This window comes from Marinobacterium rhizophilum (assembly GCF_024397915.1).
Classification (GTDB): Bacteria; Pseudomonadota; Gammaproteobacteria; order Pseudomonadales; family Balneatricaceae; genus Marinobacterium_A; species Marinobacterium_A rhizophilum_A.
The window spans coordinates 3,721,179-3,742,841 of the sequence record NZ_CP073347.1; the positions used below are offsets into that span (position 1 = coordinate 3,721,179).

General features: G+C 60.8%; 21 protein-coding genes. 3 read left to right on the forward strand and 18 right to left on the reverse strand.

The window, feature by feature from the left end:
* Positions 1-78 precede the first annotated feature (78 nt).
* From arsJ to dksA, 17 genes are all read right to left on the reverse strand, one after another.
* Entirely contained in the window at positions 79-1,299 is a 1,221-nt protein-coding gene (gene arsJ, locus KDW95_RS16710) for an organoarsenical effux MFS transporter ArsJ (protein WP_255852945.1), read from the reverse strand.
* A 12-nt stretch (positions 1,300-1,311) separates the two neighbouring features.
* Positions 1,312-2,316: an ArsJ-associated glyceraldehyde-3-phosphate dehydrogenase gene (locus KDW95_RS16715; RefSeq protein WP_255852946.1), complete on the reverse strand. Its 1,005-nt coding sequence runs from the start codon at positions 2,314-2,316 to the stop codon at positions 1,312-1,314.
* A 196-nt stretch (positions 2,317-2,512) separates the two neighbouring features.
* Complete coding sequence (locus KDW95_RS16720; protein WP_255852947.1) at positions 2,513-3,019, reverse strand: cyclin-dependent kinase inhibitor 3 family protein; 507 nt, start codon at positions 3,017-3,019, stop codon at positions 2,513-2,515.
* A 12-nt stretch (positions 3,020-3,031) separates the two neighbouring features.
* The gene (gene arsH / locus KDW95_RS16725) at positions 3,032-3,748 is read right to left on the reverse strand and encodes an arsenical resistance protein ArsH (protein WP_255852948.1); all 717 of its coding nucleotides are present in this window, start codon (positions 3,746-3,748) and stop codon (positions 3,032-3,034) included.
* Positions 3,741-4,814, reverse strand: a complete 1,074-nt coding sequence (gene arsB, locus KDW95_RS16730) for an ACR3 family arsenite efflux transporter (RefSeq protein ID WP_255852949.1) — start codon at positions 4,812-4,814, stop codon at positions 3,741-3,743. The genes arsH and arsB overlap by 8 nt, the downstream gene beginning before the upstream one ends.
* 29 nt (positions 4,815-4,843) lie before the next feature.
* The gene (locus tag KDW95_RS16735) at positions 4,844-5,200 is read right to left on the reverse strand and encodes a metalloregulator ArsR/SmtB family transcription factor (RefSeq protein WP_255852950.1); all 357 of its coding nucleotides are present in this window, start codon (positions 5,198-5,200) and stop codon (positions 4,844-4,846) included.
* On the reverse strand, positions 5,185-5,397 hold the full coding sequence (locus tag KDW95_RS16740) for a hypothetical protein (protein WP_255852951.1): 213 nt from the start codon (positions 5,395-5,397) through the stop codon (positions 5,185-5,187). The genes KDW95_RS16735 and KDW95_RS16740 overlap by 16 nt, the downstream gene beginning before the upstream one ends.
* Positions 5,398-5,778: 381 nt before the next feature.
* Positions 5,779-6,960 (reverse strand): acetyl-CoA C-acetyltransferase, encoded by a 1,182-nt coding sequence (locus KDW95_RS16745; RefSeq protein WP_255852952.1) that lies wholly within the window; start codon positions 6,958-6,960, stop codon positions 5,779-5,781.
* A gap of 447 nt (positions 6,961-7,407) precedes the next feature.
* Entirely contained in the window at positions 7,408-8,256 is an 849-nt protein-coding gene (gene panC, locus KDW95_RS16750; protein ID WP_255852953.1) for a pantoate--beta-alanine ligase, read from the reverse strand.
* A gap of 1 nt (position 8,257) precedes the next feature.
* Positions 8,258-9,052 (reverse strand): 3-methyl-2-oxobutanoate hydroxymethyltransferase, encoded by a 795-nt coding sequence (gene panB / locus KDW95_RS16755; RefSeq protein ID WP_255852954.1) that lies wholly within the window; start codon positions 9,050-9,052, stop codon positions 8,258-8,260.
* A 39-nt stretch (positions 9,053-9,091) separates the two neighbouring features.
* On the reverse strand, positions 9,092-9,583 hold the full coding sequence (gene folK, locus KDW95_RS16760) for a 2-amino-4-hydroxy-6-hydroxymethyldihydropteridine diphosphokinase (RefSeq protein ID WP_255852955.1): 492 nt from the start codon (positions 9,581-9,583) through the stop codon (positions 9,092-9,094).
* Complete coding sequence (gene pcnB, locus KDW95_RS16765; protein WP_441813614.1) at positions 9,576-11,015, reverse strand: polynucleotide adenylyltransferase PcnB; 1,440 nt, start codon at positions 11,013-11,015, stop codon at positions 9,576-9,578. The genes folK and pcnB overlap by 8 nt, the downstream gene beginning before the upstream one ends.
* Positions 11,016-12,447: 1,432 nt before the next feature.
* Positions 12,448-13,839 (reverse strand): sigma-54-dependent transcriptional regulator, encoded by a 1,392-nt coding sequence (locus KDW95_RS16770; RefSeq protein WP_255852957.1) that lies wholly within the window; start codon positions 13,837-13,839, stop codon positions 12,448-12,450.
* A 41-nt stretch (positions 13,840-13,880) separates the two neighbouring features.
* Positions 13,881-16,796 carry an ATP-binding protein gene (locus KDW95_RS16775; RefSeq protein ID WP_255852958.1) on the reverse strand — a complete coding sequence of 972 codons (2,916 nt, stop codon included), beginning with the start codon at positions 16,794-16,796 and terminating at the stop codon, positions 13,881-13,883.
* Entirely contained in the window at positions 16,789-16,965 is a 177-nt protein-coding gene (locus tag KDW95_RS16780; RefSeq protein WP_067296910.1) for an MFS transporter, read from the reverse strand. Before KDW95_RS16780 ends, KDW95_RS16775 begins: the two co-directional genes overlap by 8 nt.
* Positions 16,966-16,973: 8 nt before the next feature.
* Complete coding sequence (gene gluQRS, locus KDW95_RS16785; protein ID WP_255852959.1) at positions 16,974-17,858, reverse strand: tRNA glutamyl-Q(34) synthetase GluQRS; 885 nt, start codon at positions 17,856-17,858, stop codon at positions 16,974-16,976.
* Between the two features lie 66 nt (positions 17,859-17,924).
* The gene (gene dksA / locus KDW95_RS16790; protein ID WP_255852960.1) at positions 17,925-18,353 is read right to left on the reverse strand and encodes an RNA polymerase-binding protein DksA; all 429 of its coding nucleotides are present in this window, start codon (positions 18,351-18,353) and stop codon (positions 17,925-17,927) included.
* A gap of 225 nt (positions 18,354-18,578) precedes the next feature.
* Between dksA and KDW95_RS16795 the strand changes: the two genes are divergently transcribed.
* The gene (locus KDW95_RS16795) at positions 18,579-19,742 is read left to right on the forward strand and encodes a pyridoxal phosphate-dependent aminotransferase (RefSeq protein ID WP_255852961.1); all 1,164 of its coding nucleotides are present in this window, start codon (positions 18,579-18,581) and stop codon (positions 19,740-19,742) included.
* Positions 19,742-20,446, forward strand: coding sequence for a DNA/RNA nuclease SfsA (sfsA, locus tag KDW95_RS16800; RefSeq protein WP_255852962.1), 705 nt, complete (start codon positions 19,742-19,744; stop codon positions 20,444-20,446). The genes KDW95_RS16795 and sfsA overlap by 1 nt, the downstream gene beginning before the upstream one ends.
* A 1-nt stretch (position 20,447) precedes the next feature.
* Here sfsA and KDW95_RS16805 read toward each other — a convergent pair whose 3' ends face one another.
* Entirely contained in the window at positions 20,448-20,762 is a 315-nt protein-coding gene (locus tag KDW95_RS16805; RefSeq protein WP_255852963.1) for a Rieske (2Fe-2S) protein, read from the reverse strand.
* A gap of 111 nt (positions 20,763-20,873) precedes the next feature.
* On the opposite strand from KDW95_RS16805, the gene KDW95_RS16810 reads away from it, so the two are divergent.
* Positions 20,874-21,662, forward strand: a complete 789-nt coding sequence (locus KDW95_RS16810; RefSeq protein ID WP_255852964.1) for an energy transducer TonB — start codon at positions 20,874-20,876, stop codon at positions 21,660-21,662.
* Position 21,663: the final 1 nt, after the last annotated feature.

A 21,663-nucleotide genomic window follows, 5' to 3' on the forward strand; every position in this document is an offset into this window, starting at 1 on the left:
ACGAGGGTTGCTGCCCATCCCCCTATAGACGCCGGCTGGCCAGTGACCGCCTGTTGTGACCGTGCTGTTGCGGCGATGTCAGCTCGCCTGGGCGTGTCGGGGCAAGGCGATGGAAATCAGCGCCGCCAGCAGGACGAAGGCCGTGGAAACCCACAGGCAGGCTTCAAGCCCGTGGGCCTGATACACCCATCCTGACAAAACGGTGCCCAGCAGCCGTCCCAGCGCATTGGACATGTAGTAGAAACCCACATCCAGCGACACGCCGTCTTCCTTGGCATAGGAGACAATCAGGTAGCTGTGCAGCGAAGAGTTCACCGCGAACAGCGCCCCGAAGACCATCAGACCGCCGAGCAGGACTACCTCTGGCGATCCGCCCGTCGACAGGCCGATGGCGATGGCCGCAGGCAGGCCTGCCAGCAGTCCCGCCCAGACAGCGGCGGCGCGACCATCCGGGACCTGGCCACGCCGCTTGCCGGTCAGGTGCGGTGCCAAGGACTGCACGATACCGTAGCCGATGACCCAGGCTGCCAGAAAGCCACCGACCAGCCAGAAATCCCAGCCCAGCACTGTGCTGAGGTAGACCGGCAGTGCGACCACGAACCACACATCACGGGCTCCGAAGAGGAACATCCGCGCCGCCGAGAGAATATTGATCGCCCGGCTTTTGGAGAGAATATCGCGGAACCGGGGTTTTGCCGTGGCACGGCCCAGGTCCTTTTTCAGCAGCAGCAGGCTCGCCAGCCAGATGAGTGCCAGGGCGCATGCCATCGCCAGAACGGCGCCGGCAAACCCGAGCAGGGCCAGCAGCGCACCGCCCAGGAAGAAACCGACACCCTTGAGCGCGTTCTTTGAGCCGGTAAGAATGGCCACCCACTGGTACAGCGTCCCTTGCTGGTGGCCAGGCACCAGCAGCTTGATCGAGCTCTTGGCGCTCATCTTGTTGAGATCCTTGGCGATGCCCGAAACCGCCTGTGCCGCCATGACCCAGGGTATCGTCAGCCAGGCTGCGGGTACCGTCAGCATCAGCAGGGCCGCTACCTGCAGGCCCAGGCCAATGTTCATGGTGCGGTTCAGGCCCAGGCGCGCGCCAAGGTAGCCCCCTACCAGGTTGGTGATGACACCAAATATCTCGTAGAAGAGGAATAGCGCAGCAATTTGCAGCGGCGTGTAGCCCAGCGTGTGGAAGTGCAGCACCACCAGCATGCGCAGCGCGCCATCGGTAAGGGTAAACGCCCAGTAATTGCCGGTCACTACCAGGTACTGGCGTACTGCCGGGGAAAGGCCTGCCAAGGTTCTCATCAGTGCGTCCTGTTACTGGGCCAGGCCGACCAGTCTGGCCAGCTCGACCGCCCGGTTGGCATATCCCCATTCGTTGTCGTACCAGGCGTAGATCTTCACCTGGGTGTCATTGACCACCATGGTCGAGAGCGCATCGACAATCGAGGAGCGCGGGTCGGTACGGTAGTCGATGGATACAAGAGGACGTTCTTCGTAACCGAGGATGTTTTGCAGCGGGCCGGCGGCGGCGGCTTTAAACAGTGCATTGACTTCCTCGGCGCTGGTGGCGCGATTGACCTCGAACACGCAGTCGGTCAGCGAGGCGTTGGCCAGCGGGATACGCACGGCATGGCCATTCAGTTTGCCGCGAAGTTCCGGGAATATTTCGGCAATGGCCGTGGCCGAACCGGTGGTTGTCGGGATCAGGCTCATGCCCGAGGCCCGGGCTCGACGCAGGTCCTTGTGCGGCTGGTCCAGAATGCTCTGGGTGTTGGTCAGGTCGTGAATCGTGGTGATCGAACCATGGCTGATGCCCAGGTTCTCATGAATGACCTTGACCACCGGTGCCAGGCAGTTGGTGGTGCAGGAGGCCGCCGTCACGATACGATGCTGTGCCGGGTCGAACAGGTGCTGGTTGACGCCCATGACCACATTGAGTGCGCCCTTTTCCTTCACCGGTGCGCATACCACAACACGTTTTACCCCCTGATCCAGGTAGGCTTGCAGGATTGCGACGGTTTTCATCTTGCCGCTGGCGTCGATCACCAGATCGCAGCTGGACCAGTCGGTGTCGGCAATGGTCTTGTTGGCTGTCACCTTGATGGGCTTGCCGTCAATAACAACCTGATCACCCTGGGCGCAGGCTTCGCGGTCCCAGCGACCATGCACCGAGTCGAAGTTGACCAGGTGGGCGTGGGTTGCCGCGTCACCGGCGGGGTCGTTGATCTGTACAAACTCGAATTCGGGCCAGTTCCAGGCAGCGCGCAGGGCAAGGCGCCCGATTCGACCGAAACCGTTGATACCGACTTTGATGCTCATAATCTTCTCCTGTCGCTGTTAGCAGCCTGTCGAACTGAACGCTGATCTGCGGTGGAAGCACCGATTTTAGTCAGTCGATGTGCTCTTTTTTGTTAAATAGAACCTCTATTCGTCTCAAAAGAGTTCAAACACCCGGCTCAAAGGACATGGTCTCGTTTCGCCCGGCCAGGGCCGGCAGGCTGCTGGTTGTGGCTATTTACAACTCGGTGAACTCGAGCTGCCTGATGTAGTTGACATGATCCGTGCTCTGGATTGCGCGCGGGCGCAGTGCCTGCACTTTATCGATAGCCTGCTGGAGTGGCACGCCGCACTCGATAAGCAGCTGGGCGGCAATCAGCCCGGTGCGACCCGAGCCGCCCTTGCAGTGAATGGCAATGTTCTTGCCTTCAATGAGAAGCTGCCTGATGTGTTGGCGGTGGGCCTTCCAGGCCAGCTGGAACGGCGCTGCAGGTGCCTGGTCGTCTTCCACTGGCAAATGGAACCATTCGATGCCGCGCTGTTTGCACTGTTCGGGCAAATTTTCAGCCTGGTTGCGGGCCAGTTCCTCGGCGGGCATCAGCGTCAGCAGGGCGGATGCACCGGCTGCCTTCAGGGTATCCAGGGCATCATCCAGTGAGGTTTCCCGGGTGCCAGGGCAGGGCGTAAAGATGAGCTGGCCCCTGATCGGGTCAGCGTCCAATACGGAGTACGGGTGTGTATGCACGGAGTCAGTCCTTCAAATTGAATGTTGAGTGACACGTTCAGACAGTTTCTCCGCCGACTCCTTGCGCTCGGAATAGCGGTCCACCAGGTAATCGGAGCGCTCACGCAGCAGCAGGGTGAACTTCACCAGCTCTTCCATCACGTCCACGACACGGTCGTACAGCGGGGATGGTTTCATGCGACCAGCTTCATCGAACTCCTGGTAGGCCCTGGGTACGGAGGACTGGTTGGGAATGGTGAACATGCGCATCCAGCGTCCCAGCACACGCAGCTGGTTAACCACGTTAAAGGACTGTGATCCGCCGCAGACCTGCATCACGGCCAGGGTCTTGCCCTGGGTCGGACGCACCGCGCCAATGGACAGCGGAATCCAGTCGATCTGGGCCTTGAACACCGCGCTCATCGAACCGTGGCGCTCCGGCGAGCACCAGACCTGGCCTTCCGACCACTGCATCAGTTCTCGCAGCTCCCGTACCTTGGGGTGATTTTCTGGTGCATCGTCCGGCAGCGGCAGTCCGGACGGGTCGAAAATGCGCGTCTGGGCGCCGAAATGCTCCAGCAGACGTGCGGCTTCCTCGGTCAGCAGGCGGCTGAAGGAGCGCTCGCGGTTCGAGCCATAGAGCAGCAGGATCCGGGGCTTGTGCATCGCTGCAGGTCGACCGCCCGGCGCCTCGAAGGCGAGCAGGTCTACCAGGTCGGCATCCAGGTTGGGCGTGGTATTTTCAGTCATGGGTGAATTCCTGGGCGAGGGCGCTCTGGGGACGGGCGAACCAGCGGCGTTTGAGCCACAGGGCAACGCCGACCAGCGAAATCAGTACCGGCACTTCAACCAGCGGGCCAATGGCCGTGGCGAAGGCCACCGGTGATGCAAGGCCGAAGGTGGCAATGGCCACCGCGATGGCCAGTTCAAAGTTGTTGCTGGCCGCCGTGAAGGCCAGCGCGGTGGTGCGTGGGTAATCCGCCTGCAGCTGTTTTCCCATCCAGAAGCTGATAAGGAACATCACCACGAAGTAAATACTCAGCGGCAGCGCGATACGCAGCACATCCAGCGGCAGTTGCAGCACCTGGGTGCCCTGGAGGCTGAACATCGCCACAATGGTCAGCAGCAGCGCGACCAGGGTCAACGGGCTGATTCGGGGAATGAAGCGCTGGTTGTACCAGGCGTCGCCCTTGCGTGCGATCAGCACCTTGCGCGTGAGAAAACCGGCCAGGAACGGAATGCCCAGGTAGATCAGCACCGACTCGGCAATGCTGATGAAGCTGACATCGATCACACTGCCTTGCAGCCCGAACAGGGGCGGGAGTACGCCAAGGAAAAACCAGGCGTAGAGGCTGAAAAACAGGATCTGGAAGAGGCTGTTAAATGCGACTAGCCCGGCGACGTACTGGTTGTTGCCGCCGGCAATCTGATTCCACACCAGTACCATGGCGATGCAGCGCGCCAGCCCGATAAGGATCAGGCCGGTCATGTACTCGGGCCTGTCGGCCAGGAACAGCGCGGCCAGGGTAAACATCAATACCGGGCCTATGACCCAGTTCTGGATCAGTGACAGTACAAGAATGCGCTTGTCCCTAAAGACCTCGGGCAGGGTTTCATACCTGACTTTGGCCAGGGGCGGGTACATCATCAGGACCAGGCCAATGGCAATTGGAATATTGGTCGACCCGACCGACAGGCTGTTCAGCCAGGCCGGTAACGCCTCGAACAGGCTGCCCAGGCTAATGCCTGTGGCCATGGCGAGAAAGATCCATAGTGTCAGGTAGCGGTCCAGAAATGACAGGCGGCTTTTGCTCATCTATATGCCTTTGTTTCCCGGGAGTGGAGTTAACAGCACTGGGTCAGTCGTTGCGGCCGGTCGCCCATGACGTCCAGGCGCCGGGTATCCTGGCTCAGCCAGTGCTGGTTGGCCCCCAGTGTGCTTTTCAAAATGGCAATGACCCAGTCAGGCAGGCTGGGGTGCAGGCGGTAATACACCCACTGCCCCTGGCGGCGATCTTCCAGCAAGCCGCAAGTGCGTAGCTGGGCCAGATGGCGAGACACCTTCGGCTGGCTCTGGTCGAGCGCACAGGTCAGCTCGCACACACAAAGCTCACCTTCGCGGGTAATAAGCAGCATCAGGCGAACACGGGTGTCGTCTGCCAGGCATTTGAATACGGTGGTTGGAGTCAGGTGATCTGCCATGGGTCTCTCTGCGTGTGTTTGTCACCGGGCCGAACATTCTGCTGCGTTCGTGTATGCGTGAAGGCGGTTGAGAAATGATTCAGCCGTGCCAATGGATCTGCAACAACACAGGCTGGCATTTCCCCGCCTTCGGTCAGGCCTCTGTAGCTGGCGGCGTTAGCCACACAAATAAACAGCGCGCGGATCTGGCGGGTCATGACGCAGTCTCGATTGAACAGGTTTATTGAATATACGTTTTTCCATATATTTAGTAAAGATCAGGCCGTAATTCTCGGATTAAATGTAGAATTAGTTCGTCTATATGGGTTTTATTTCCAGTAAGTTGGAGTCATCTGCAAGACTCCTCATAATATGCAATTAGACATATGTTCGACTGCTGCTGGTGAGAGCCCGGTTTCGACACCCTGACCGAGCGGCTTGTGGTGCCCGGAAAATACTAGGGGCAAGTGCCAGCCAGCGGGAATGTCGGTCAGGGTCATTCACGGTGCCGAGGGGCAGCACAAAAAAAACCGGGGGCGAATGCCCCCGGTTGTTGTTTTGCGTGCAAGGTCAGGCCCTGAGGCCTGACCGAGTCAGGCTCAGTCGCGCTCGATAGCCAGTGCAGTACCCATGCCGCCACCGATGCACAGTGTGGCCAGGCCTTTCTTGGCGTCACGCTTGATCATTTCATGTACCAGGCTGACCAGAACGCGGCAGCCGGATGCACCGATCGGATGGCCCATGGCGATAGCGCCGCCATTAACATTGACGATGCTGGTGTCCCAGCCAAGGTCCTTGTTGACCGACATGGCCTGGGCGGCGAAGGCTTCGTTGGCTTCAACCAGCTCCAGATCCTTGATGCCCCAGCCGGCCTTCTCCAGTGCCTTGGTGGTAGCGCAGATCGGACCTGTACCCATGATGGCAGGATCAACGCCGGCAGAAGCGTAAGCCTTGATGCGAGCCAGCGGCTTGAGGCCGAGTTCCGCAGCTTTTTCAGCCGAGCACAGGATGACGGCGGCGGCGCCATCGTTGATGGTGGAGCTGTTGCCGGCAGTAACTGTGCCGTCACGCTTGAACGCCGGACGCAGTTTGCCAAGCGCTTCGGCGGTGGCGCCAAAACGCGGCTGCTCGTCGGTGTCGAACACGACCGGGTCACCCTTGCGCTGCGGGATGCTCACCGGAATGATTTCATCCTTGAAGCGACCGGAGGTCACAGCGGCCTCGGCCTTGTTCTGGGATGCAGCAGCAAAGGCATCCTGCTCTTCACGGGTGAAGCCGTACTTTTCAACGATGTTCTCGGTGGTGATGCCCATGTGGTAGTTGTTGAAGGCGTCCCAGAGGCCGTCCTTGATCATGGTATCGACCATGCTCCAGTCACCCATGCGGGCGCCGTTGCGCGAGTTCGGCAGTACGTGCGGCGAAGCGCTCATGTTTTCCTGGCCGCCGGCGATGATGATGTCGGCATCGCCACAGCGAATAGCCTGGGTCGCCAGCTGCAGGGCCTTGAGGCCGGAGCCGCAGACCTTGTTGATGGTCATGGCCGGCACTTCGTGCGGCAGACCACCGTTGACGGCCGCCTGACGCGCAGGGTTCTGGCCGCAGCCAGCAGCCAGTACCTGGCCGAGAATGACTTCGTCGACCAGGGCAGGGTTGATTTGAGTTTGTTCCAGCAAAGACTTGATGACGGTGGCCCCAAGATCGGCCGCAGAGATGGCAGCCAGGGATCCATTGAAGGTGCCAATAGCCGTACGGCCAGCAGCTACAATTACGACGTCGCGCATAGGTGTGCCTCTAATTGTGGATAGCTTCTTCTATTGTGGTGCTGGGGAGCTGCCGGAGCTGAGTCCTAGCGACAGGCACCGAGGCGCAATACTCTGCAGACAAGGGCTGTGTGCGTGGCCTGCAAAAGCGTCCGGTAGCCGGTCTGCTCAGATTGGGTCAGGCAGACTCCTGCGGACCATGATAATGGGGAAATTTGACCCCATTATTGCAGTGGCGAAATAAAATTCTTGCCCTGGCGACAAGGACGAGTTGCCGTCAAGACCGCCTGCCGCAGGTCCATGTCGCACTTTTATATTTCAATTTTAGGTAGTACGACTGGCCCAGTCTGCGCGAGCTGTTCTCTGTTTGTCAAGCGCACAGGCTGCATGCAGACCGCATGCTGTGCCGCCCGGAGAGTATTTGAGAGAGGGTTTCTGGCTGCCGGCAGGCCGACAGCCAGCGGAATATCAGAGATCGAGTTCGAGATTGTCGATCAGGCGGGCGGCACCGAGGTAGGCGGCACTGAGTATGACCAGCTGGGTGTCGGAGGCATTGGCTGGCTGTAGATCGCTGCGGCGCACAATGCGCATGAAGTCACCCTTGAAGCCGGCTTCTTCCAGCTGCTTCAGTGCCTGGGCCGCCAGTGCCGGGTAGTCCCGCTGGCCATCCCGAATGGCCTGCGCGGTCTCGCGCAGTACCCGGTTCAGCATTGGCGCGATGGCGAGTTCCGCCGGGCTGAGGTAGCCGTTGCGCGAGCTCAGCGCCAGCTGTTGCTCGTCTCTCACGATGTCGACGCCGTGAATTTCGATGGGCATGCACAGGTCTTGCGTCATGCGTCGGATGATCATCAGTTGCTGATAATCCTTGCAGCCGAAAAAGGCGCAATCCGGCTGCACGATGCCAAACAGCTTGCTGACCACGGTGGTGACACCGCGAAAATGTCCCGGGCGGGTGCTGCCGCAATGCAGGTCGGACAGGCCGGTCACTTCAACGATGGTCTGCTTTTCGCGGCCATTGGGGTAAACCTCGGCCTCGCTGGGAGCAAACAGGTAGTCACAGCCGGCCGCCGCAAGCTTGGTCTGGTCGGCGGCCAGGGTGCGCGGGTAGCTGTCGAGGTCTTCGCCGGGGCCGAACTGCAGCGGATTGACGAAGATGGTCGCGACGATGATATCGGCGTGCCGGCGAGCCTGATTAACCAGCTCGATATGACCGGCGTGCAGGTTGCCCATGGTCGGCACCAGGCCGATGGTCTTGCCGGCGCGACGCGCTGCCTTTAGCTGCTCGCGCAGCGCCTGAATGTGATGAAGTGTCTGCATATCACGCGAATCCGTGCTCGTCGGCGGGGAAGGTGCCGGCACGAACCTGGTCGCCGTAGCTCTGCAGGGCGCCGGCAATGCTGTCGGATTCGCTCATGAAGTCTTTCACAAAGCGCGGTTTGCGGCCCGGAGTGATGCCGAGCATGTCGTGCAGTACCAGTACCTGGGCGTCTGTCTGGGCACCAGCGCCGATGCCGATGACCGGAATGCTGACGGCGCGGGAGATTTCGCCGGCCAGCAGCGAGGGTACACATTCGAGCAGCAGTATGCTGGCGCCGGCCTTTTCCAGCAGGATGGCATCATCCAGCATCTGCTGGGCGCTGCTTTCGTCTCGCCCCTGTACACGATAGCCGCCCAGGCGATTCACCGCCTGGGGCGTGAGTCCCAGGTGAGCGCAGACGGGTACGCCGCGCTCGGCCAGCAGGGTAATGGTTTCGGCCAGCCAGGCGCCGCCCTCGATCTTGATAATATGGGCCCCGGCCTGCATCAGAATGCCGGCGTTGAGCATTGCCTGCTCCGGCGTTGCATAACTCATGAACGGCAAGTCGCTCATCAGCATGGAGCCCTGGTTGCCGCTTGCCACACAGCGAGTGTGGTAGGCCATTTCCTCGACCGTCACCGGCAGGGTGCTGTCGTGCCCCTGTAGGACCATGCCCAGTGAGTCTCCCACCAGAATGACCTCGGTGCCGGCATTACTGACCAGCTGTGCGAAACAGGCATCGTACGCGGTCAGGACCGCGAACTTCTTACCATCCTGCTTGAGGGCGGACAGGGTGTGCAGAGTGACGTTATTCATAGGGAACTCGGCTTTTCGTTTGACTTCAACGGTTCCGGATTATAACGAGATCCGTTCCAGTGTGCCTATAGGGCATTCAGTTAACAGTGTTGCCAGTGGGCGACCGTTCGGCAGCCGCAGGTCGGGGCTTATTTCACTCAGCGGCCAGAGCACGAAATTGCGTTCGGTCATGCCGGGGTGCGGTACCTGCAGGCGCAGGCTCTGTATCTGTTCATCCGCATAGAGCAGCAGGTCCAGATCCAGCGTGCGTGGTCCCCAGTGCTGCAGCCGCACGCGCCGATGCCGCTGCTCCAGCGCCTGCAGCTGATCCAGCAGGCTGTGTGCATCCAGTGTCGTCTCAAGCAGTGCGACGGCGTTGACATAGTCGGGCTGGTCCGGCGGCCCCATGGGGGGCGAGCGGTACAGGCTGGAGTGGGCCAGTAGCCTTGTATCGGGCACTGCGGCGAGTTCCCGCAGTGCACGTTCAACCTGCTGTTGTGGCGCATTCAGGTTGCTGCCCAGGCCGATGTAGCAGTGAATGGCGTCAGGCATCGCGCGGACGGGAGCGAGGTTTGCGTCGACGCTTGCGCGGCTTGGTCGCGGGCGCCAGGTCTTCCTGCAGCGTTTCCCGGTCGTCCCCCGTGGCGCCCTGGTAATCGGTCCACCACTGGCTCAGGCCACCGAGGTCTTCACCGCTGGATTCGCGCAGCAGCAGGAGGTCATAGGCCGCTCTGAAGCGGGGATGCTCCATCAGGCGCTCGGCGCGGCCGCCCTGGCGTTTGGGCAGCCGCAGTTGCAGCTCCCAGATTTCACGCAGTGGCGTGGAAAAACGGCGCGGAATCGCGATATGACGAATCTGGGCGGCAATAACTTCATTGGCGGCTTCATGCAGCGCCGGCAAGGGGGGCATGCGACCGTCCTTCATCAGGCTGTTCAGGCGCAGCTGCATGGGGTACCACAGCAGAGCCGCAAACAGGAAGGCGGGCGTGACGCTCTTGCCCTGCTCCAGTCGACGATCGGTATTGCGCAGTGCCTTGAGAATCAGTTCTTCTACGGGCATGCCGGCGGCAGGGCCGCGTTCAATGGCATTTTGCACCTGTGGAAACAGCTGCTCGAACAGGCCGTAGTGCTGCATCTGCCGGTACGCGGCAACGCCATGGCCGGACTGCAGCAGCTTGAGCACCTCATCGAACATCCGGGCGGCGGGAATATCCCGCAGCATGGGTGCCAGCTGATGGATGGGTGCTGCAGTGGCAGGTTCAATATCGAAACTCAGCTTGGCGGCAAAGCGGACCGCCCGCAGCATCCGTACCGGGTCTTCGCGGTAGCGCGCGGCCGGATCGCCGATCATGCGAATGACCTTCTGGCTGATATCCTGGTAGCCGCCGGCGAAATCGTGGACGCTGTGATCCTGGGCCGAGTAATAGAGGGCATTGATGGTGAAGTCGCGACGCAGCGCATCCTCACGCAGCGTACCGTAGACATTGTCGCGCAGAATCATGCCGCTGGCGGCCTGGCGACCGTCCTGGCCATCTTCGTTACGGTCTTCGGTGTCGTGTCCGGCACGGAAGGTCGCAACCTCGATCACCTCGCGGCCAAAGCGCACATGAACCAGCTTGAAGCGTCGTCCGATCAGGCGTGAGCGGCGAAACAGCTCTTCGGCCTGCTCCGGCGTGGCGGAGGTGGCAACGTCAAAGTCCTTGGGGCGCAAGCCGAGCAGAATGTCGCGTATGCAGCCACCCACGAGGTAGGCTTCATGGCCGTCATCGTTGAGGCGATGCACGACTTTCAGCGCGTTCTCATCGAGGTGCTGGCGGGGGATGTTGTGTTGGTCTCGGGTGATGACGCTTTCCAGCGTGCTGCCGTCAGCGGCAGACTTTCCATCAGTATCCAGCTTGGGTGCCATATGTCTTCTACGCAGTAGCAGGGTGGCGCCAATAAGGATAACCGCAATAGCCGCGGCTATGATCAGGCTCATATCCATAAGTGTTTGTTTTTTGTTCGCCCTGGCGGTGGAAGTGGCGCATCATATCACTGTTGCCGGCTCAGTATAAGAGTGGCGCGGTGGTGTGACACTAAGCGGGAATGGCGAATCGGAGGGGGCGGGAAAGAGATGGTTTAGCTGACCACCGTGATTAGAACGCAACCTGTGACTTATTTTTATTCAGGTCAATGCGATTCTGAATCTAGGGTTTGGGGACCTTCGTGACAGCGCACGGCAGTCAGCTACAGACCTCGTTGTTATTTTTATTCGAGGTGGTTACCCGGGACTGCGGACCGAATTTATTTTTATTGTTGGACCGGCGTAGCAGGTAACGTGTTGTTGTTCTGGCCAGTTATAGAGCATTCATTGTGCCAGCTTTTATAAGCTACTGTTTTTTATAAATTTGTTTGTTTTTCTGTTTCTGTGCGGGCAAGGGGGTAACGTCAAAGTGTTACCTTAGGGAACAGCTCTGTAACCTTTGGGTGGGTAGCAGGGTAACAGCCGGTGGTTGTCCGTCGTATCGCAGGGCGCGCACAGGTGGTTTCCAGTGTGGCCACTTTGTTGGTGTGACCGGGCTGATATCGGACCGTCAGGCTGCGGGTCTGGAGCGGGTGCCAAAGTACAGCGCGGCAAGCTGCTGAAGTCACCTTGAGCTGCTATGGGGCACCTCGATAAACCGTAACGAGCAGGCTTAGAGGCAAGGCGCAGGGCGCGCAGGAACCTCAGTGTATGGGGTATACATGAGGATTCCTACCGGGCTGGCGCACCAGCACCGCGCAACGCAGCCTATGAGTCGCGCAGTAGGTATTTCGAGGTGCCCTATGGATATTTTATGGTAGTTGCTGAGGGTGACGGTACGCAGTGTCGCAGAATGATCAGGGGGAGAGTGCCTGCTGGGCGAAACGCTGTGCCGGTGACAAATAAAGGACGCTGGGGTCGCAGTGGCAGGTTGGGTGCTGTGATGACGAATGCAGGATCGAATCCTGGGAAGCAGAAAAAGCTGAGAAGGGTGAAGGAGATGGGTGGCTGATCACCGGACTCTGGCATCGCGACCTGTTGTTATTTTTATTCAGGTCTAAGGATCGAAGATCCGGATGACAGGGTTCAGTGATCAGCGCAGGCCTCATTTGTTATTTTTGTTAGAGGCGGGCTACTCGTGCTAAACCTCCGCAGTTATTTTTATTCTGGAGGTCTTGCCGGTAAATGTTTTGTTGTTCTTCTTGTTTCTTGTTTTTCTTTGTCTATATACAAAGCAGGCACCGTGCCATGTTTCGTATGCTGTTGTTATATAAGTAAATTTAATTTTTCCGGGTATTTTGTGGTCCCGGGGTAACAGTGTTTTGTTACCTCAGGGAACACCGGGTGGGGGTGGCATGGGTGTGGAGGTAACACCTAAACGGTAACACTTTGTTACCGCGGCGCGACGCATGCATTACTTGCTGCGACTCTTGCGGGGAATGCCCAGCTTCTGGCGCCGTTCCCACAGGCACTTGCGGCTGACACCGAGCTTCTTGGCCAGGTCGGTTTCGCTCATGCGGTTCTGGTTTTCCAGTACAAAGCGCTGAAAGTAGTCGTCCAGTGACAAGCCTGTCTGCGGTTCCCGCCGGTTGCCGGTACTGGGGGGAGCATCACCGGATGCATAGGCGTAGCTGCGTTCAAACTGGTGCAGCCGGGAGGCCGGTTCCAGGTCGAGGCCAAGCAGCTCCGTGGTGATCAGCAGGTCATCCGCCAGGATCAGTGCCCGCTCGATGGCATTTTCCAGTTCACGCACGTTGCCGGGCCAGTGGTACTGGGTCAGGGCCTCCAGTGTGCCTTCACTGAAACGTGCCGGTGCCTGTCCCATCTTGGCGCAGGCCCGCTGCAGAAATCGGTTGGCCAGTATGGCGATATCGTTGCCTCGATCACGCAGCGGCGGCATGCGCAGTTCCATCACGTAGAGGCGGTAATACAGGTCTTCGCGGAATTCACCGTTGCGGGCCATTTCTTTCAGATTGCGGTGCGTCGCTGCGATCAGGCGAACATTGACCTGGGTGGAATGTACCGCGCCGACGCGCCGAATCTCGCTTTCCTGCAGGAAGCGCAGCAGCCGGGCCTGGGCTTCGAGGGGGAGTTCGCCGATTTCGTCCAGAAACAGGGTGCCGCCATTGGCTGCTTCGATCAGGCCGCTACGGGCACTGTTGGCCCCGGTAAAGGCGCCCTTTTCGTGCCCGAACAGCTCGGATTCGATCAGGGTATCGGGAATGGAGGCGCAGTTTACCGAGATCAGCGGCGCCTTGGCGCGATCACTCTGTTCGTGAATGGCGCGGGCGACCAGTTCCTTGCCGGTGCCGGACTCGCCCAGCACCAGCACGGTGGCATCGGTGCGGGCGACCTTGTCGATGCGGCTCAGCAGTTCCTGCATGGGCGGGCAGGAGCCGAGCAGTTCGTTCTTGCTGCCCTTGCCAGGTGCCGCAGTTGCGCTATCGGCCGCGGCGGCCTTGCGGTTCAGCACGTTCTCGATGGTGCGCAGCATTTCGTCATGGTCAAAGGGCTTGGCGATGTAATCGACGGCCCCCAGCTTCATGGCGTCTACCGCAGAGCGCAGGCTGGCGTAACTGGTCATGATCAGGACCGGTACCTGCTTGGCCAGCGGGATCAGTTCGGTTCCCGGAGCGCCCGGCAGGCGCAAGTCACTGATAATAAGGTTGTAATCCTGCAACGCGAAGCGGCTGGTGGCTTCGTCAACGGAGCCTGCATCGTCGACCTGGTAGTCATGACGTTCCAGCAGGCGGCGCAGGGCGGTACGGATTATCGTTTCATCTTCAACAATCAGAATACGGCTCATTCGGTTCGACCTTGGTTCCTACGTGCAGGACATGACGCGCGTCAAAGCTCGGACGGCGCAAGTCCAGGTAAGGTGATTACCACTAGAGTGCCTTTATTCTGTTTTTTGTCGGCAGGGCTGAGTATCTCGATATTACCATAGTGTTCTTCGATAATATTGTAGACCAAGGGCAAACCCAGTCCGGTTCCCTTGCCGGGGTCCTTGGTGGTGAAAAAGGGCTCGAACAGGCGGTCCTGCAATTCGGCGGGAATGCCGCTGCCTTCGTCCTGCATGCGAATGATGACCTTTTCGTCTTCCCGCTCCGCGCTGATGCTGATCAGGCCCTGCTCGGGCGAGGCGTCACAGGCGTTATTGAGCAGGTTGACGAAAACTTGCAGCAGCTGCTGGATGTCCCCCACGACCTGCAGTGCGGGCGGGACCTCGTTCTGGTAGCGCTGGTGCCGGCCGCGGCTGTCGAGGGAAACGAGCTGAATGGCTTCGGCGATGCAGGCATAGATGTCGACGGGGTCGTGCTGGGTGACATGATCCTGGCGCCCGGTGTGGGCAAAGCGGACCAGCGACTGCACGATACGGCTGATGCGCTTGGTCTGGTCCAGAATCTGCTCGCCGGATTCAAGCACCAGCGGGCTTTCGGTTTCGAATTTCAGGTTCTGTGCCAGGCAGGCGATACCGGTGACCGGGTTGCCGATTTCATGGGCGACACCGGCGGCAAAGCGCCCGATGGAAGCCAGGCGTTCGTTATGCGCCAGTTTGTCGGCCAGCATCAGGGTGTCCGACTCGTCCTCCAGCAGTATGACCATGCCGGCGTGGGCTTTTTGCTCGCTGAGCTGTGCCTTGTGCAGGCTGAACCAGCGCGGCTGCCCCTGCAGCACCAGTTTCTGGCTTTCCAGATGGGACTGGTCGCCTTCGGTAAAGCGGGTGAAAAGTTCCCCCCAGGGGGCCGGCAGCGATGTCGGGCGCCAGGTCAGCACTTCGTCGACGGACAGTCCGGTGTAGTGTTCAATTTCCGCATTCCAGAACAGGATGCGGCCGTCGCTGTCCAGGGTGCAGACGCCGACGGGCAGTTTTTGCAGCGTCAGGCGGTGGTAGCGTCGAAGCTCATCCAGCTCGGCCGCCAGGCCGCCGAGGCGCTGGTGGTACTGCTCAAGTTGTGACTCCAGCAAATGCACATCACGGGCCCTGAAGCCCTCAATCGGGTCCTGCTGGTCCAGCGGTTCCAGAATGGTGGCGGCTTCAACCGGGCCGACCAGACCGGACAGGTGCTGCTCCAGCTGGGAACGCAGGCGCAGCAAGTCCAGTGGTGACAGTACTTCATAGTTGATACCCAGCTGGGCAATGGCGCTTTGCAGCTCGCGCTTTGCCGTCTCGGCGCCCAGGCGTGGGCGCAGCAGGGCCTCGAAATCTTCCACCCGGGTAGCGTTGAGACGGATACCCATGGGTTGTTGCATGACATTCAGCATGCAGGCGTCGGCGGCCTTGCGCTCTTCGTCGCCGGTGGGAAAAAGGCGTGATGCCACCACCAGTACCACGCAGTTGAGCAGCAGGGAAAATACGGCGGACTGGTGCCAGTCGTCGGTATTGATGTCGAAATCCAGCAGGCTGATATCCTGGTCCAGTACCATGGGCAACAGCATGGTCAGCAGCCAGCTGCCGGTGCCGGCACAGAGCCCCAGCACAAAGCCCCAGCGGTTAATGCCGGCCCAGAACAGGGTGGCCAGCAGGCCTGGCAGAAACTGCAGGAAGGAGACAAAGGCGATCAGGCCGAGCAGGTAGAGAGCTTCAGGTCGGGCCAGCTGGGTGTAAAACAGGTAGCTTCCGCTCATCAGCACCAGAATGAGGATGCGGCGCAGCCACAGCAGCCAGTTGTAGAAGCGCACATTGTCCGGCACCCGGGTCAGTGGCAGCAGCAGGTGGTTCTGCAGCATCGAGGCCATGCTGACGGTGGCCACAATGATAACGCCACTGGCCGCCGATAAACCGCCCAGAAATGCCAGCAGTGTCAGGGTGGGGGAGCCCAGCACCACACCGATATTGAGGATCAGGTATTCCGTTGCATGGGTGGCTTCAAGCTTGATGCCGGCCCAGACGATGATCGGCACCGTTATCGCCATGAGGAACAGGTACAGCGGCATCAGCCACGAGGCTTTTTGCAGGCTCAGGGCGGACGAGTTCTCGGTAAAGGCCAGGTGAAACATGTGTGGCATCACAATGGTGGTGGCGAAGAACGCCAGCAGCAGTGTATGCCAGTTTTCGTTTTCCGGGATGTGCTGAATGCGTTGCAGTGCGGCGGGGTTGTCGGCCAGCCACTGTTCCAGCCCGGCAGGCCCGCCGAGAATGGCAAACAGCGAGTAACCGGCAATGGCCAGCAGGGCAATGAGCTTGACCAGTGACTCTACTGCCATGGCGACCACCAGGCCGTTGTTGCGATTGCGCAACGAGGCGTGGCGGGCACCGAACAGGATGGCGAACAGCGCCATGACCGCACAGAAGGTCGCGGCGATCAGGTCGCGCGGTGCTTCGTTGTTCAGCAGGTACAAGGATTCGGCCACAGCCTGAATCTGGATGGCGATCAGCGGCAGGGTCGCGGCGACCACCAGCAGGGAGGTCAGGGTACCGACGGGGCCGCTGCGAAAGCGAAAGGCGAACAGGTCGGCCAGCGAGCTGAGCTGATGGGTGCGGGAAATGCGCAGGATTGGCACCATGATGGCCGGTGCCAGTACAAAGGCCAGGGTCGCCCCCAGGTAGGAGGTCAGGTAGGTGATGCCGGCGTCCTGCACGATGCCGAAGATGCCGTAGAAGGTCCAGACACTGGTGTAGATACCCAGCGAGAGTGCATGTACCAGCGGGTGGCGCACCAGCCGGCGAGGCAGTTTGCCGCGCTCGGTCAGGTAGGCGGCGCCAAACAGAACCAGCAGGTAGCTGACACCGGCGATGAAAAGGCCGTGAATACTAAACATCCTGGTGTCCTCGGCGCATGTCGATCAGCCAGCTCAGCGCGATCAGTATCAGCCAGATCAGGAAGGGGCGGTACCAGCGGGCATCGGGCTGCAGCCACCAGTCGAGCAGCAGGGGGCCGGCCAGGTAAAAGCCGATGATCATCAGGAGCGCGGTACGGTGCAGATACATGGAGCTCCTTAAGGTTGGGACCAGGGTATTTCGCGGGTTCTAGGTATGGACGCGATACTCCAGTGTTCGACGGCCCAGTGCAACAATTCACGGGCACTGGCGTCGTGCAGCGCGGCATCGGGCTCCTGGCCAAGAAACTCAAGCGCGGCAATCAGCGCGGGCACCGGATTGCGGGCATCCAGCGGCGGCGCATGGTTTTGCTTGCTGAGCTTCTGACCGCCGCTGGAGGTCGCCACCGGAATATGGGCATAGTCCAGGCTGGCGTAGCCGAGATAGCGCTGCAGCTGAATCTGGCAGGGCGTTTCATCGAGCAGGTCGCTGCCGCGGACCACATGGCTGATCTGCTGGGCGGCATCGTCCACCACCACCGCAAGCTGGTAGGCAAAGAGGCCGTCGCGGCGCCGGATCACGAAATCGCCGTGATCGCGAGCGAGCGAGTAACGCTGTGTGGCCTGAATGGCATCCTGCAGCTCGATGGTACCGGCGGCGCAGTGCGCACGGATAGCGCAGGCCTGCCCGTGTGGCGGTTGCAGTGCATGGCAGTGGCCGTCATACCGAATGCCGCCGGTACGGTTGAAGACCTGCTTGCGGGAACAGTTGCACCGGTAGGCCTGGTGCTGCAGTTGCAGCTGTTCAACGGCATCGCGATAGAGTGAGCCGCGCTGGCTCTGGTAAATGACCTCACCGTCCCAGTCGAAGCCGAAAGCTTCCAGGGTCGAAAGAATAAGCGCGCTGGCGCCGGGCTGTTCACGCGGCGGATCGAGGTCTTCAATGCGAAGGTGCCAGAGGCCGCCGTGGGCGCGGGCATCCGCATAACTGGCAAGGGCTGCCAGCAGTGAGCCGAAGTGGAGCGGGCCGGTTGGGGATGGAGCGAAACGTCCGATATAGCGCAAGGGTCAGGGTCCTACGCCGTATCCGGCCGCCGGGGGCGGCCCCGGGGGCGGCCGGTTCAGGATGGGTCAGCCGCCGAGCTGCTTTTCCTTGATTTCTGCCAGCGTCTTGCAGTCGATGCAAAGTGTCGCGGTGGGGCGTGCTTCAAGGCGGCGAATGCCGATTTCGATACCGCAGGCGTCGCAGAAGCCGTATTCGTCGTCGTCGATGCGCTCGTTGGCTTCGTCGATCTTGCGGATCAGCTTGCGTTCGCGGTCACGGGTACGCAGTTCGAGGCTGAATTCCTCTTCCTGGCTGGCGCGGTCGCTGGGGTCAGCGAAGTTGGACGCTTCTTCCTGCAAATGATGGATAGTGCTGTCGACTTCTTCCATCAACTGCCGTTTCCAGGCATTCAGAATCTGACGAAAATGCTCGCGATGAGCATCGCACATATACTCTTCACCCGTATCGAGATCATAGGGTTTAAAGTGCGTAAACTGAGAATCATTTGTTGGCATAGTCTTGCCTCACGTCTCCGAGTCCTCCGAACTGAATCAGTCCGGTTCGGTTATCCCTGCTGCCTGTAAGCCGTGCAAGCGCCGGCACTGGAAGGCGACGAAGTTACCAGAACCCTTTTCAATAGGCTAGCCTTTATAACCAAATTCGCCAGTGCCGCTGCGCTAGCGCCACAGGGGGCTTCGGGCGTTATAATGCCGTGCTTTTAGGCTGAGGAGTACAGGCCGATGGCAGCGCGCTGGAGTGATCGGGTCGGTGATATCGAGTCCTTCAAGGTGATGGACTTGCTCAAGCGTGCCCGTGAGCTGGAGTCGCTGGGGCACGATGTGGTGCACATGGAAGTCGGGGAGCCGGACTTCCCCACGGCGGCGCCCATTGCCGCGGCGGCCAGTAAAGCCATTGAGCTGGGGCATACCCAGTACACGCCGGCGGCGGGCATCCCTGCGTTGCGCGAGGCGATCTCCGGCTTTTACCAGCAGCGTTACGGCCTTGATATCGCGCCGCAGCGGGTTATCGTCACGGCGGGCGCATCCGGCGCCCTGCTGATGGCCTTTGCACTGCTGGCCAATCCGGGTCAGACCTTCATGATGAGTGACCCGGGCTATCCCTGTAACCGTCAGTTTCTGCGCCTGATCGAGGCGCGGGCCCAGCTGGTACCGGTGAATGCGGACTGCAACTTCCAGCTCACGCCGGCACAGGTTCACGCGCACTGGCGCAGCAACACCGCTGGAGTGCTGCTGGCCTCGCCCGCCAACCCGACGGGCGCGGTACTGAGCGAAGCTGAGCTGTCGGCGCTGGCTGGAGCCGTGCATCGCCAGGGTGGCCATCTGGTGGTGGACGAGCTCTACCACGGTTTGACCTACGGCTTCGACGCGGCAAGTGTGTTGCAAGTGGACCCCGAGGCGTTCGTGGTCAACAGCTTCTCCAAGTACTTTGGCATGACGGGCTGGCGCCTGGGGTGGATTGTGGCGCCGGAGTCGGCGGTGCCTGAGCTCGAAAAGCTGGCGCAGAACCTCTACATCTCGCCTTCCACGGTGTCACAGTACGCCGCCCTGGCAGCCTTCGAGCCGGATACCCTGGCGATCTTTGAGGCGCGCCGACAGGAGTTTGGCGAGCGGCGTGATCGCCTGGTGCAGGGGTTGCGTGAGCTGGGTCTGGGGATACCGGTGGCGCCGCAGGGAGCTTTCTATGTGTATGCCGACGTCAGCCACCTGACCGACAATGCGTTCGACTTTTGCTGGGACTTGCTCGAATCCGAACACCTTGCCGTGACGCCGGGGCTCGACTTTGGCCAGCACCGGGCGAACGACTTTATTCGTTTCTCCTACACCACGAGCCTGGAGCGCATTGAGCTTGGACTTGAGCGCCTGCGTCGACGGCTGGCACGCTGATGGAGTTTGCCGGCTTGATAGAAGGACGCCTGGTCCGGCGTTACAAGCGCTTCCTGGCGGATGTCGAGTTGCCGGACGGCCGGCAGGTGACGGCGCACTGTCCCAATACCGGCTCGATGCGCAACTGTGCCGAACCCGGCAGCCGGGTGTGGCTGCTGGACTCCGGCAACGCCAGCCGTAAGTACCCGCTGGGCTGGGAGCTGGTGGAGGTGGAAGGCCGGCATCTGGCCTGCATCAATACCGGGCGCGCCAATGCGCTGGTGCGCGAGGCCATTGAGCAGGGGCGCATCGGCGAGCTTGCCGGGTACGGGTGCATTCGTCAGGAGGTTCCCTACGGCGAGGAACGCAGCCGTATCGATCTGGTGCTGTCACAGGGTAAAGTGCCCGATGCCTGGGTCGAGATCAAGAACCTGACCCTGCTGGAAGCCGGTGGCTGGGGCAGCTTTCCCGATGCGGTGACGCTGCGCGGGCAAAAGCACCTGCGCGAACTCATGCTGCTGGCCCAGCAGGGTGTGCGGGCGGTATTGCTGTTCTGTGTGCCCCACGGCGGTATCGAGCGGGTGCGGCCTGCCGATGCGATTGACCCGGCCTATGGCCGCCTGCTGCGCGAAGCGCGGGGCAGCGGCGTGGAACTGCTGGCCTACGGTGCCACACCGACGCCCCGGGAGCTGGTGCTGAATCGCCGGCTTGATATCGTACTCTGAGTCAAAGCAGCACGATCTGTCCGTCGGTCTGGCTGAAGGCTACCTGGGTGAGCGCCTGGCCATTGCAGGGGCCGGCGATGCACTCGCCGGTGTCGATCTTGAACAGGGCTCCGTGGGTGGCGCACTGGATAAAGTTGCCCTCGAAGTCGAAAAACTGATCAGGCTGCCATTCGAGTTCGACGCCCCGGTGCGGGCAGCGATTCTCGTATACATAGAAATGGCCGTTGTGGTGCACGGCAACCAGGGCGCGGCCGTCCAGCGTAAAGCCACGGGCACTCTGTGGCGGGATATCACTGCTATTGCACAGTACTGTCATGTCGAATCCGGAATGAACGGGGGTAAACCACACTTGAGGCCTCTTCACCCACAGGTGGGCGGCCTGCCTCTATAATGCGCCTCTACGAATGCTAAGAGAGCCCGAACCCGCGTGCAAGGCCCGATAACCTGCAAGACCCTGCGCCCACTGTTGCTGATGCTGCTGATATCGGGAGGCGTGCATATTCTGCTGGCGGCATCCTGGTTTTCCGCAGGGGGAGCGGCGGCGCCTGTCGGTGCGGGCGATGCGGCGGCTGAGCCTCGCATCCAGGTGCAGATGGCGGCCGCCGAGGTCCCGCGCCCTGCTGCGACGCCCGCGCCTGTCTCGGCCGTACCGGTCACGCAGCCAGCCCCGGTCGTCCCGGTCGAGCAGCTTGCAAGCACAGCGCCCCCAGCCAGAGACTCTGCACAGCCACAGCCACAGCCACAGCCACAGCCACAGCCACAGCCACAGCCACAGCCACAGCCACAGCCACAGCCACAGCCACAGCCGCGACCGCAGCCGCAACCCGAACCCGAACCCACGCCGGCTCCCTTTCCCGATCCTGTGCCTGCCGAGGACGCCATGGTGGCTGCCGTCGGGACGAAGCCAGCAGCGGGCCCGGTGGCGGCAGGTCCGGTTGAACAGCAGCAGGCAGCCTGGCGTGTAGCACCCAGGCCCCCGTTATATCCGTCGCTGGCGCGGCGCCGTGGACAGGAAGGTGACGTCCTGCTGCGTCTGGACATAGACGCCGGGGGGCAGATAACGGCGGCGCGGGTGCTGGCGTCGTCCGGTTCGCCGCTGCTGGACAAGGCCGCCTTGGCAGCGGGGTTGGGCTGGCAGTTGCTGCCGGCACGAATCAATGGCATCGCAGTGGCGTCCTATGTGAAAATCCCGGTCCAATTCCGGCTGAATCAGTGAA